Source organism: Nocardiopsis oceani, assembly GCF_054777395.1.
This window is the reverse complement of record NZ_BAAHAR010000006.1, coordinates 1-11,977: the sequence shown is the minus strand read 5'-3', so window position 1 is coordinate 11,977 and position 11,977 is coordinate 1. Positions and strand designations below refer to the sequence as shown.

Annotated in this window: 11 protein-coding genes; 7 read left to right on the top strand and 4 right to left on the bottom strand. The window is 70.2% G+C overall.

Annotated elements, in window-relative coordinates:
- Positions 1 to 10: 10 nt before the first annotated feature.
- Positions 11 to 1,225, top strand: a complete 1,215-nt coding sequence (locus tag ACYVDG_RS04470; RefSeq protein WP_460747015.1) for a PP2C family protein-serine/threonine phosphatase — start codon at positions 11 to 13, stop codon at positions 1,223 to 1,225.
- 19 nt (positions 1,226 to 1,244) lie between these two features.
- On the opposite strand, the gene ACYVDG_RS04465 is transcribed toward ACYVDG_RS04470, so the two are convergent.
- The 4 genes from ACYVDG_RS04465 to ACYVDG_RS04450 all read right to left on the bottom strand — a co-directional run bounded on the left by ACYVDG_RS04465 (position 1,245) and on the right by ACYVDG_RS04450 (position 4,179).
- Positions 1,245 to 2,045 (bottom strand): cyclase family protein, encoded by an 801-nt coding sequence (locus ACYVDG_RS04465; RefSeq protein WP_460747014.1) that lies wholly within the window; start codon positions 2,043 to 2,045, stop codon positions 1,245 to 1,247.
- A gap of 220 nt (positions 2,046 to 2,265) precedes the next feature.
- The gene (locus ACYVDG_RS04460) at positions 2,266 to 2,706 is read right to left on the bottom strand and encodes a hypothetical protein (RefSeq protein WP_460747013.1); all 441 of its coding nucleotides are present in this window, start codon (positions 2,704 to 2,706) and stop codon (positions 2,266 to 2,268) included.
- A 126-nt stretch (positions 2,707 to 2,832) separates the two neighbouring features.
- A complete protein-coding gene (locus ACYVDG_RS04455; RefSeq protein WP_460747012.1) occupies positions 2,833 to 3,552 on the bottom strand; it encodes a winged helix-turn-helix domain-containing protein in 720 nt (239 codons plus the stop codon).
- Positions 3,553 to 3,789: 237 nt separating this feature from the next.
- Positions 3,790 to 4,179 (bottom strand): hypothetical protein, encoded by a 390-nt coding sequence (locus tag ACYVDG_RS04450; protein WP_460747011.1) that lies wholly within the window; start codon positions 4,177 to 4,179, stop codon positions 3,790 to 3,792.
- Between the two features lie 244 nt (positions 4,180 to 4,423).
- On the opposite strand from ACYVDG_RS04450, the gene ACYVDG_RS04445 reads away from it, so the two are divergent.
- The 6 genes from ACYVDG_RS04445 (at position 4,424) to ACYVDG_RS04420 (ending at position 11,534) form a co-directional block, all read left to right on the top strand.
- Entirely contained in the window at positions 4,424 to 6,097 is a 1,674-nt protein-coding gene (locus tag ACYVDG_RS04445; RefSeq protein WP_460747010.1) for a glycoside hydrolase family 13 protein, read from the top strand.
- Between the two features lie 54 nt (positions 6,098 to 6,151).
- A complete protein-coding gene (locus tag ACYVDG_RS04440; protein WP_460747009.1) occupies positions 6,152 to 7,303 on the top strand; it encodes an FAD-dependent oxidoreductase in 1,152 nt (383 codons plus the stop codon).
- A 270-nt stretch (positions 7,304 to 7,573) separates the two neighbouring features.
- Positions 7,574 to 8,602, top strand: a complete 1,029-nt coding sequence (locus ACYVDG_RS04435) for an iron-siderophore ABC transporter substrate-binding protein (protein ID WP_460747008.1) — start codon at positions 7,574 to 7,576, stop codon at positions 8,600 to 8,602.
- Between the two features lie 108 nt (positions 8,603 to 8,710).
- Positions 8,711 to 9,676 (top strand): FecCD family ABC transporter permease, encoded by a 966-nt coding sequence (locus ACYVDG_RS04430; RefSeq protein WP_460747129.1) that lies wholly within the window; start codon positions 8,711 to 8,713, stop codon positions 9,674 to 9,676.
- Positions 9,673 to 10,728, top strand: coding sequence for a FecCD family ABC transporter permease (locus tag ACYVDG_RS04425; RefSeq protein ID WP_460747007.1), 1,056 nt, complete (start codon positions 9,673 to 9,675; stop codon positions 10,726 to 10,728). The genes ACYVDG_RS04430 and ACYVDG_RS04425 overlap by 4 nt, the downstream gene beginning before the upstream one ends.
- Positions 10,725 to 11,534, top strand: a complete 810-nt coding sequence (locus ACYVDG_RS04420; RefSeq protein ID WP_460747006.1) for an ABC transporter ATP-binding protein — start codon at positions 10,725 to 10,727, stop codon at positions 11,532 to 11,534. Before ACYVDG_RS04425 ends, ACYVDG_RS04420 begins: the two co-directional genes overlap by 4 nt.
- Positions 11,535 to 11,977: the final 443 nt, after the last annotated feature.

Below are 11,977 nucleotides of genomic sequence, written 5' to 3'. Positions count from 1 at the left end.
AGGTGGAGGCATGGACGATGTGACACCGCTCAGCGAGAGCGAGCTCCTGTTCGAGGAACTCATCAGATCCGTGCACGGGAGCGGACCCATCGATGTTCTGGAGGCCGCCAACCGCTACGGCACCGCGATCGGCCTCGGAAAGATCACCGTGCACCTGGTCGACCTGCAGCAACGACTACTCGTCCCGCTTACCGGCGGCCCCATCCTCGACGTCGACTCCACCGTGGCGGGGGAGGCCTTCCGGACCGACGCCCTGCGCCTGGTCGAAGGCGGGGCCGAGGAACTCAGCCTCTGGCTCCCCCTCAAGGACGGCGCCGACCGCATGGGCGTCCTGCACATCCGCACGCCCCGGCTCGACGAACCCACGTTCCGCCGCTGCCAGACCCTCGCCGCACTGCTCGCCCTGGTCGTCACGTCCAAACGCGCCTACAGCGACACCTACGTCCGCCGCACCCGCACCCGCAACGTGCAGCTCCGCACCGAGATGCTGCGCGCCTTCCTGCCGCCGCGCACCCTCGGTACCACCCGCGGGCTCTCCACCGCCGTCCTCGAACCCGCCTACGAGCTGGGCGGCGACGCCTTCGACCACTCCATCACCCGCAACACCCTGCACGCCGTCATCCTCGACGCCATGGGCCACGACCTCGCCTCCGGGTTGACCGCGTCAGTGGCCATGGCCGGTGCCCGCAGCGCCCGCCGCAACGGGGCCGACCTGACCGAACTCACCGACAACGTGGAGCGGGCGCTGGGCACCTGGCTCCCGGAACGCTTCTGCACGGCGGTCTTCGCCAACCTCGACCTGTCCACCGGTGTGTTCTCCTGGGCCAACTGCGCCCACCCGGCGCCGCTGCTCATCCGCCGCCAGCGCCTCGTGGAGGAGGCAATGGACCGCACCCCCGAGCCCCCGCTGGGCTTGGACGGGATCGTCCCCGACGCCAACCCGCGCACCGTCCACGAGATCGCTCTCGAACCCGGCGACCAGGTCCTCCTCTACACCGACGGTGTCACCGAAGCGCACGACAGCGAAGGGAGGATGTTCGGCCTGGACCGGTTCGCCGAGTTCGTCATCCGCGCCACCTCCGCCAACGAACCCGCCCCCGAGACCCTGCGGCGCCTCATCCACGCCATCCACGACCACCAGCGCGGCAGCTTCACCGACGACACCACCATCATGCTGCTCGAGTGGACCCCCGACCGCGCGGTCCCGTGGCCCAGAAGTACCTGACCGGGCGGGCGGTACCCCCTCAGAACATGGCGAGCACCCGGCTGGGACCGCCGGAGGCGTCCAAGCCGGGCAGCACACCCACGGAGATCAGCGCCCCGCTGGGCGGCAGCTGCTCGAGGCCGGTCAGGGCCTCCAAACCCCAGCGGTCCGCCCGGCCCACCGCCTCGTGCGCGGGAAACTCGGCGGAGTTGCCGGGGTCGGTGCTGAGGGTGTCCACCCCGACCCCCGCGATGCCCCGGTGCTCGGCCAGGAACGCGCAGGCGTCCGGGGAGAAGCCGGGGAAGTGCCAGATGCCGCCCTCGTCGACGCCGCGGACCCGCTCGTCGCCCTCCGCCCAGCGTGCGCTCCACCCCGAGCACATCAGGACCGCCGCACCTGCCGGGATGCGGCCGTGGACGCGTTCGAACGTGTGGATGTCGTCCACGGTCACCGTCGTGTCGGGGTCCTCGGCCGCTCGGGCGCGGATGTCGATGACTGCGGCCGGTGCGACGAGTTCACCCGGGTCGATGTCGGGTACCAGGCGCCCGCCGCCGATCACGTGCCCGGGGGCGTCCAGGTGGGTGCCGGTGTGCTCGGACATGCTCCACCGCTGCACGTAGAACCCGAACTCTCCCTCGGGTGCGGGCGGAGCAAGGGTCTCCCGCACCGGCTTGTCCTCGTCCCAGGACGGCATGCCGGGGGAGATCGTGTGACTGAGATCGACCACCGTCCGGAAGCCCTTCGGCCAGGGGCGGGGCGCGGTCGGTGGCTTCGGCGGTCCGGCGGGGGCGAAGCCGTCGGTGCGGGAGCGTACGGTCTCACCGGTTCCGTGCAGGCACATGGCGGTGAGTCCTCTCGTCTCGGGTGTTTCCCCTGGCCCTGTCCGAGCAGGTGACGCCGACCCTACCGGGATTCAGCACGGGGTGACACTGGATTTTCGAGGACGCGCGGGTACCGAGGACACGAGACCGCACCGCCGACAGTGCGGACGGTGCGGGGTACCGGGAAGCGGGCCTAGGGCCAGGGCACACGTCGGGACGCTACTCATTGGGCAAGGGTCTTTACAGGTAGCCGCTCCCGGCCATCTGGAGCCAACGCCCGTCTGGGGACAAGTACGTCGCCCGGATCTGGATCCGTTCGTTGGTCTTCGGCAGTGGCTGCCAGGCCGTGTAGATCCCGTCCTGGCCGCTCCAGGTACGGAGCGGTTTGTGCTCGCCGATCTCGTTCTCAGGGACCAGATAGACGGTCGCGTCCTTGATCTCGTTGGTGCCCGCGGCGTGCACGGTCCCCTGCACGAGGCGGCCGTTGGGCAGGTCGTTCAACCAGATGCAGACGTAGCTGCGGTCGACCTCACTGAAGCCCTTGCAGGAGTGGGGCAGGCCGTAGTAGTCCGGGTTAGGGTAGATCGCGTCCTCGGCCGCGGCGCTGGGTGCGAAGAGCAGGGAAGCGGCGAGGGCCGCGCCGGCGATCGTGCCGATTGCGGCGGTCAGGGGGGTACGCAAGGGTTCTCCTCCTTCGGGGGTCCGCTGAGTGGTTCGGCGGTTGAGTCGACTGTAGGTCGGGAGGGGCCCTTGCCGTAATCCGCAACCTTTCAGGGTGCCCGTTGCAGCGACCGGTTCCGGAACGCCCTACTCGTCAGGTTCAGGGAGGACGCGCAGGTGTTCCTTGGTGACGAGCCCGAACCGGAGTGCGTAATCCACGAGGACCCGCTGGCGCCACGCGACCCCCGGTCCCTTACCGCTGTGCGGCAGCCGGAGCTTCTCCTCCATGAGGTAGGTGATCTGCCCGTTCACCGCGCTCACCGAGGCGTCCAACCTCCGCGAGACCTCGTTGGTGCTCGGGATGCGCAGGCAGGACGGGTCCCGTAGGCGCGGTTCGCAGAACGCGACCATGACCCGGAAGTAGCCGTTCCACGGGTCCAGCCCGAAGGGAGCGAGAGAACTGTGTTCCTCGCTCTGGGACCGCGGGGGCTGGAAGGGGAGTTCGGGCACGAGCACCAGGAAGCGGTACTCCCGGTCTGCCCCGGGGATCCTGACCCGCGATGTTTCGAAGGGGATGACCATGCCACGGCCTCCCGGACGCACCTGCACGAAACCGGAGACGGGGTCGGTGTGCTCCACGACATAGGTCCGGGTGCCGCTGGTGTTGGTAAGCCGCCAGTGGTAGCCCAAGGACTCGATGATGCCCGCTCTCCGAGCCACCGCCCTGTCCCCGGCCGCGAAGAGGAGGTGCACCCGCATCCCGTCGCCGCCGCGCCCGAACCCGCTGGACTCACCGCGTGCCAGTTGGAACGGGGTGAACGCGACCCCGCCGTCCTCGTAGTCTTCGTGGACCGTGATGGCCGTCATATCTCCGCCTCCGCGCACACGTCGCCTGCACGCGGGAGGCCGTCGGCGGGTAAGGGTGACCTGCTCACGATCTCGCTCCGGTGGGGGAAGGGGGTGTCGCCGGGCGCGGCGCGCCTGTGCTTCCCCCTCTCGGACGGTTCTGCGGCAGTGGAGCGGACCCGTGCAAGGTCAAGGGCCCGACCGACTAGCCGGGCCCCATCACACACCGGGCACAGGGGGGGTGGAGAGATATCGGGATCAGGGGACGGTGACGAACCCGCTCGGCGCGGCGACGTACCGGCCGCCGTCCTTCAAGGTGAAGGACGCGCGGGCCTGGATCGTGGTCCCGGGGTCCACGATGTACCGCTGGGTGGACAGGTCCGTTTCGCCACCGAAGGGCTTGCCGCCGCTGAACTGCAGGTGGACGCCGGGGTTGCGCGCCCCGGGTTCGTCACCGAGCGGTCGAGTGTGCGGTTGTCCCTCATAGATGGCCCCGGACACGCTGATCTGCCCGTCGACCTCCCACACGTTGACGCACACAGTGGCGCTCCCGTGGGTTCGGCACGAGGAGTCGAAGAGGTCGTTGCCGGTCCTCATGTCTGGGGTGGCAGCGGCGCTCGGGGCGTGGAGCAGCGCTGCTGCGAACACAGCGCTCACGGTAAGCGCGAGCGCGCTGAAGATCCTTCGAATAGTCGTTCTCCCTTCTGTTGCCGGCCTGGGCCGGTTACAGAACGATAAGTTCGGCACGCCCCCTCCGGCTATCTGAAACCTTTGAGGGTGCCTGGAACGCCCAGGTCACGGAGCTCGCCGGGGATCCCGTTGGGCGGTTCCCCTTCCGTGCGGGCGCGCGCGGCGATTGAATGGGCGCCCCAGAGCCAACGGAGGAAACCCCATGCCCGAACCCGGTACCGACTGGTGGAAGTCCAGCGTGGTCTACCAGATCTATCCGAGCAGCTTCAACGACAGCAACGGCGACGGTATCGGTGACCTGCCGGGGATCATCGAGAAACTGGACTACCTGCACCAGCTCGGCGTGGACGTGGTGTGGCTGTCGCCGGTCTACCCCTCACCGTGGGACGACAACGGCTACGACATCAGTGACTACACCGACATCGATCCCCGGTTCGGCACCCTGGAGGACTGGGACCGGCTCCGTGACGGGCTGCACGAGCGCGGGATGCGTTTGGTGATGGACCTGGTCATCAACCACACCAGTGACCGGCACCCGTGGTTCACCGCCTCCCGCGCGGGCGACGAGGACAAGCGGGATTTCTACTTCTGGCGCCCCGGCCGTGACGGCGGCCCGCCCAACAACTGGGGCTCGGTCTTCTCCGGGCCCGCCTGGAGTTTCGACGACGACCGCGGCGAGTACTTCCTCCACCTGTTCAGCCCGGGCCAGCCCGACCTGAACTGGGAGAACCCGAAGGTCCGTGCGGCCTTGCACGAAGTGGCCCTGTGGTGGCTGGCCCGGGGCGCCGACGGGTTCCGGATGGACGTCATCAACTTCGTCTCCAAGAACCCGAAGCTCCCGGACGGCCCCGTGCTGGGCGACTACGGCATCTTCGCCGACCACGCCATCAACGGGCCGCGCCTGCACGAGTTCCTGCACGAGATGCACGAGAGGTGCTTCGCCGGGCGGGACGTGCTCACCGTAGGGGAGATGCCCGGGGTGGGCGTGGAGCAGGCCCGCATCCACACCAACCCCGTCAACCGGGAGCTGGACATGGTGTTCCAGTTCGAGCACATGGACCTCGACCACGGTCCCGGCGGCAAGTTCGACCCGGTCCCGCTGGACCTGGTCCGGCTCAAGGCCTCCCTGAACCGCTGGCAGGTGGGGCTCAACGACCGGGGCTGGAACAGCCTGTACTGGAACAACCACGACCAGCCCCGCGTGGTCTCGCGTTTCGGCAACGACGGTCGGTACCGGGTGGAGTCGGCGACCGCGATGGCCACCACCCTGCACATGATGCAGGGCACCCCGTACGTCTATCAGGGCGAGGAGCTGGGCATGACCAACGCCCACTTCACCGACCTCGGCGACTACCGGGACCTGGAGACCCTCAACTACCACCGCACCATGGTGGAGACCGGCAAGGTTCCCGAGGCGGCCGCCATGGCCGGGATCGCCGACATGAGCCGCGACAACGCGCGCACCCCCATGCAGTGGGACTCCGGGACCCACGCGGGGTTCACCGACGGGACACCGTGGATCGGGGTCAACCCCAACCACACCGAGATCAACGCCGAGGCCGCGGTCGCCGACCAGGGCTCGGTCTTCCACCACTACCGCCGCCTGATCGCGCTCCGCAAGGAGTACCCGGTTGTCGTGCACGGCCGCTTCGCCCCGCTGCTGGAGGAGGACCCCCGGGTCTACGCCTACACCCGGTCCCTGAACGGCCAGGTCCTGCTGGTCGTGGCCAACTGGAGCGAGGAGACCGCCGAGCTGGACCTTCCGGAGGACCTCGTGGGATCCCACCCGGAGCTGCTCATCGGCAACTACCCCGCGCCAGAGCGCGCACTCGCCCCGCTGCGCCCTTGGGAGTCCCGGGTCCACCTGATGCGGTGACCGGCCGGTCAGTACTGTGTTGGCAGCCGAACGAGTGGGATTGGGGCTTTGCGCATGAGGATCGTCATCGTCGGGGCGGGGGTGGGCGGACTCGCCCTGGCCCGAGGCCTCACCGGCCACGGCCACGAGGTCGAGGTCCACGAGCGTGCACCCGAACCGCGCGGTGACGGTGCCGGTCTGGGCCTGTACTCGAACGGCACCGCGGCCCTCAGGTCCCTGGGCGTGGACATCTCCGGCATCGGCCGCCGCATCGGCGGCCTGGAGAACCGCGACCCCTCCGGGCGGGTGCGGTACACGCTCGACGTGGACGCGGTCCGCGACCACTACGGGTTCGAATGCCGCACAGTGCCGCGGCGTGCGCTGCTCGAACTCCTCGCCGAAGGGCTGCCCGAGGGCACGGTCCGCTTCGGTCGGATCTGCACCCGGGTGCGGGTGAACCCGGACGGCACCGTGAGCGCGCTCTTCGGTGACGGCAGCAGCGCCACGGGCGACGTGGTGGTCGGGGCCGACGGGGTCCGTTCGGCGGCCCGCCGCGACCTGTGGGACGGCGACCCCGCCCGCCCCACCGGGTGGGCGAGCTGGCAGGCGCTGACCCGTGTGCCCTCGGATCTGGCGGCGGGCACGGTCTCGGCGGTCATCCAGGGGCGGCAGGGCATGTGCGGGATCATGCCGGCGGGGGAGGGGCTCGTTCAGTGGTGGTTCGACGTGCGCTGGCGACCGGACATCGCCCGTCCCGAAACCCCGGTGGGCGTGCTGCGCAAGCTCTTCGGTGACTGGGCGGACCCGGACGTGCGCACGGTGCTGGACCATGCGAAGGACGACGACCTGGGGCTGTTCGAGCACGTCCGGCACCGGGTTCCCAAGGTCTGGGGTGAGGGCGGTGCGACCCTGTTGGGCGACGCCGCGCACGCCTTCCCGCCGTCCACCGCCCAGGGTGCCAACCAGGCCCTGGAGGACGCGTGGGCGCTGAACCTGGCCCTCGCCGACGAGGGAGCCGAGGCCGACCCCGCCGCCGCACTGCGCCGGTACGAGTCCGTCCGCCGGGGGCCCGTCGCACTGGCATCGCTGGCCTCGGGGGCGGAGGCGGTCATGCGCTTCTCCCCGCCCCGGTTCCTAGGCCGGGAACGCATCGGTGCCATGGCCACGCGTCAGTACACCGGCTACCTGGGCCGGATCAGCAACGTGCTCACCGACCGCCGCCCCTGATCCGCGGGGCCGCACTCATCGAGGCCCCGCCGTGCACCCCGGGTGCCCGTTCCACTGGAGCGGGCACCCTTTTTCGGTGGTCCCGGTGGGGCCACATCGGTTCATATTTTTTGAATTACAGCGGAGTGAGGTTAGACTAACCTTTGTTCCGGCTGGGTTCGTCCCGTTTCGCCGGACTCAGCGTGCTGCCCTCCTCGGGGCGCTCCCCAGCGCGCGACCGGCCCGCCCAGTACGACGAGGCCGCCCCACGTCACGAAGAAAGCAGTGAGCATGCACTCCACCCTGCGCAGTGTCGGCGGCATCGGACTCACCACCGCCCTCGCCCTCGGCCTGGTCGCCTGCGGCACCGACACCGAGAACGGCTCCGAGGGCGGCGACGCAGCCGACGGTACCTTCCCGGTCAGCATCGAGAGCGCCCTCGGCACCGCCGAGATCCCCGAGCCGCCCGAGCGCGTGGTCACCCTCGGCCAGGGATCCGCCGAGACCGCCATCGCCCTGGGCAACGTCCCGGTCGGCATCGAGAGCTACGACTGGGGCAGTGACGACACCGGCTACCTCCCGTGGATCCACGAGGCCGTCACCGACGCGGGGGAGGAGCTCCCCGAACAGTTCGCCGGAGAGGACGACATCGACTTCGAGGCGATCATCGAACTCGCCCCCGACGTCATCCTCGCCCCTTGGTCCGGCATCACCCAGGAGCAGTACGACATCCTCGACGACATCGCCCCCACGGTTGCCTACCCCGACCTGCCCTGGAGCACCGAGTGGGACGAGCAGATCGAGATCATCGGGGAGGCCCTCGGCCAACCCGACGAGGCCGGTGAGCTCATCGAGGAGATCGAGGGGCGCTTCGAGGAGGCCGCCGCCGACAACCCGGGGTTCGCCGACCTCAGCTTCTCCTACATCTACACCGACGGCCCCGGCACCCTCGGCGTCTTCCTGCCCGACGAGCAGCGCGTGGCCATGGTCCGCGGCCTCGGACTCGAGGTCGACCCGGTCGTCGAGACCTTCCCCGAGACCGAGGGCACCGACTCCGCCCTCATCGGCCTGGAGAACGCCGACGAGCTCTCCGACAGCGACCTGATCTTCACGTTCTACAGCGACGCCGAGTCCCGCGAGGAGATCGAGGCGCAGGAGCTGTACGGCGCCATCCCCGCCGTGGAGAGCGGTGCCGTGGTCTCCAGCGAGGACAACGCCTTCGTCACCGCATCCTCGCTCATCAACCCGCTCACCGTCCCCTGGGCCATCGACCGCTACGTGCCCCTCATCGAGGAGGCCGCCGAGAACGTGGACGGCTGATCCACCCGCGGCACACCGGTCGACCCACTGACGAAAGAGCACCTCGGCAAGGCGAACGTGAAGACACGAACGGCACCGCACCGGGCCGGGCCCGCCCGCGCAGCCCTCATGCTGGGCGCCGGCGCGGCGGCTCTGGCCGGGGCAGTCCTCCTCAGCCTGGTCGCGGGCGGCCGACCCACCTCGCCGGTCGAGGTGTGGCAGGTGCTCTCCGGCGAAGCCGACTCCTTCACCACCACGGTGGTCGAGAGCCGCTACCCCCGCACCCTCCTCGGCATCGTTGCCGGGGCCGCGCTGGCCCTGGCAGGAACCCTCATGCAGGGCGTCACCCGCAACCCGCTGGCCGACCCCGGGCTGCTCGGTGTCAACTCGGGGGCGGCCGCAGCGGTGGTCACCGTCACCGCCGTGCTCGGCCCCACCTCCGTCGCGGCCAGTGTCTGGTGGGCGCTGCCCGGCGCACTCCTCGCGGGACTGGCCGCCTACACGGTGGGCTCGCGCGGCGGCGACGGCAGCATGGTCCGCCTGGTCCTGGCCGGTGCCGTGGTCTCGGCGGTACTCCACGCCTACGTGCAGGCGGTCGCGCTGAGCATGCCCGACGTCTTCGACAGCTACCGCCACTGGGTGGTGGGTTCACTGGCCGGACGCGGGTACGACGTCATCCTCTCGGTCCTGCCGGTGGTCGGCCTCGGCCTGCTCATGGCCCTGCTGGTCATGGGCGGTCTCAACGCCCTGGCCCTGGGTGAGGAGGCCGCCGTGGCCACGGGGGCCAACGTGTTCTGGACGCGTTCGGGCGGTCTGCTGGCGGGCACCATGCTCGCGGCGGGGGCCACCGCTGCCGCCGGCCCCATCGCCTTCGTCGGCCTGGCCGTTCCCCACGTGGTCCGAGGCCTGGTCGGTGTGGACTTCCGGCTCCAAGTGCCCTTCGCCCTCCTGGTCGGTCCCACCCTGCTGCTGCTCGCCGACGTCCTGGGCCGCACCTTGGTGCGCCCAGCGGAGCTCATGGTGGGTGTGGTCACGGCCTTCGTCGGAGCCCCCGTCCTGCTGTACGTGGTCCGGAAGATGCGGGGGAGCTCGTGAACCACCAGACCGGACCGCGCCCCACCGGGCCCGTCCTGCGGGTGGGCCGCTTTCTCGCCCTGCCCGTCCATCCGCGCTCGGTCGTGGTGGCCGTGCTCCTCCTGGCGGCCCTCCTCGCCGCGGCCGCCGCCACTCTGAGCCTGGGCCGCCTCGGTGTTCCGGTCACCCAGCTTCCCGCCGTCCTGTCCGGGCAGGGGGAGGCCACCCACCTCTTCGCGCTCGAACGGCTGCGCGGCCCCCGGCTGGCCGTGGCCGCGGGCACCGGGCTCGCCCTGGGCCTGGCCGGCGCGCTCTTCCAGTCGGTGACCCGCAACCCCTTGGGGAGCCCCGACGTCATCGGGATCAGCGCGGGGGCCGGCGCCGGTGCGGCCTGCGCCGCGCTCATGCTCCCCGGTGTCGTCCCCGTTCCGCTGGGCGCGCTGGCCGGGGCCGTCCTGGCCATCGTGGTCGTGGCTACGGTGACCGGCACCGGACTGCGCAACCCCGGTCGGCTCATCGTCGCGGGGATCGGCGTGGCCGCCATGGCGCAGGCCTTCACCCACTTCGTCGTCTCGGTTATGGCGCGCGACGAGGCCAGTGTCCTCGCGTCCTACATCAACGGCAGCCTGGGCGCCCGCTCCTGGGAGCATGCCGCCACCATCTGGGGCACGCTCCTCCTGGCGCTGCCCCTAGTCCTCGCACTGGCCGGGCCGATCCCCGTCAACGAGATGGGCGACGAACTGGCCGACTCGCTCGGCGCCCGCGCCTCCGCAAGCCGCACCGCCGCGGTGGTGCTCTCGGTGGTCCTGTCCGCCGCCGCGGTGGGGGTGGCCGGGCCCATCGCCTTCCTCTCGCTCACCGCGCCCCAGATCGCCCGGCGCCTGAGTTCCGCACCCGGGCCGAACCTGGTGCTGTCCGGCCTGACCGGCGCGCTGCTCCTGGTCCTCGCCGACCTCGCCGTCCAGCAGGCACCGGTCGGCGAAGGCCTGCCCGTCGGCGTCTTCACCATGGCGATCGGCGGCTTCTACCTGGGCTACCTCCTCATCCGTGAATGGCGAAAGGGCAAGTTGTGAGTTGCCGAGAGACCGCACCGGTCCTGACCGCGGAAAGCCTCACCCTGGGGTACGGGGGAGACCCGGTCGTGCGCGACCTGGACCTGACCGTCGCCGAAGGCGAGTTCACCGTCATCGTCGGCCCCAACGGCTGCGGAAAGTCCACGCTGCTGAAGGCCCTCGGTCGCGTGAACCGGCCGCAGGCGGGCAAGGTGCTCCTGCACGGGCGCGACGTGCGCTCCCAGCGGCCCAAGGCGGTCGCCCGCCAGCTCGCGCTGCTGCCGCAGAGCCCTCTCGCGCCCGAGGGCATCACGGTCCGGGCGCTGGCCGCGCGGGGCCGCTTCCCGCATCACACCCTGCTGCGGCAGTGGAGTCCGGAGGACGAGACGGCCATTGCCCGCGCCCTTGAACTCACCGGGCTGGCCGACCTCGCCGACGTCCAGGTGGGCGCGCTCTCCGGTGGACAGCGCCAGCGCGCCTGGGTGGCGATGGTCCTGGCCCAGGACAGCGCGGCCTTGCTCCTGGACGAGCCCACCACCTACCTGGACATCGCGCACCAGTACGACCTGCTGGAGCTGTTCGCCGACCTGCACCGGCGCGGCCGCACCGTCGTCGCGGTCCTGCACGACCTCGCCCAGGCGGCCCGGTTCGCCACCCGCCTGGTGATGATGGACGGGGGAGCGGTGGTCGCCGACGGACCCCCCGAGCAGGTGGTGACCGCCGACCGCGTACGGGAGGTGTTCGGCCTGGCCTGCGACGTGGTCCCTGATCCCCGAACCGGTACCCCGCTGGTGATCCCGCACGAGCGGGCGGCCTCAACGAATTGACACCACCCGGGTCTTTCTGAAAGATCGCCTTTGGCGTGTCCTCCTATTTTGGTGCAGGATCCCTCCTTTCCCGCCGCTCGATTGTGGCCGTCTCCGCTACGCGCGTCAAGGTCGTCGCCATCGAGCGCTTCGCGCGTCCAAGGCGCTCCACCTTGACCCGCTTCGCTGCGACGGCGGGTTGGCGGCTATCGGGAACGTTGTGTCCTGAACGTGAACCAGAGGAGGAAGTAGGAACTCTCTAGGCAAGCGGTGCTGCACGCAAAGATGAAGGATCTGGCCCTTCGGAGCCGTCCTGCGGGGGAGGGCTTCAAACCATCTCATGCCGCGTTAGCTGAAGACTGTCGTGGTGAGCGATGAGGAAAAGGCGCACTGGATGTGTCAGGTGGGGATCGGGAAGGCGAGCGCAAGCGAATCACTGATGACGTGTCGAAAGAGCAAGATGA

Coding starts and splice junctions, on each gene's coding strand:
- ACYVDG_RS04435 (WP_460747008.1), top strand. CDS start 7,574: ATGCACTCCACCCTGCGCAGTGTCGGCGGCATCGGACTCACCACCGCC.
- ACYVDG_RS04445 (WP_460747010.1), top strand. CDS start 4,424: ATGCCCGAACCCGGTACCGACTGGTGGAAGTCCAGCGTGGTCTACCAG.
- ACYVDG_RS04470 (WP_460747015.1), top strand. CDS start 11: ATGGACGATGTGACACCGCTCAGCGAGAGCGAGCTCCTGTTCGAGGAA.
- ACYVDG_RS04440 (WP_460747009.1), top strand. CDS start 6,152: ATGAGGATCGTCATCGTCGGGGCGGGGGTGGGCGGACTCGCCCTGGCC.
- ACYVDG_RS04465 (WP_460747014.1), bottom strand. CDS start 2,045: ATGTGCCTGCACGGAACCGGTGAGACCGTACGCTCCCGCACCGACGGC.
- ACYVDG_RS04455 (WP_460747012.1), bottom strand. CDS start 3,552: ATGACGGCCATCACGGTCCACGAAGACTACGAGGACGGCGGGGTCGCG.
- ACYVDG_RS04430 (WP_460747129.1), top strand. CDS start 8,711: ATGCTGGGCGCCGGCGCGGCGGCTCTGGCCGGGGCAGTCCTCCTCAGC.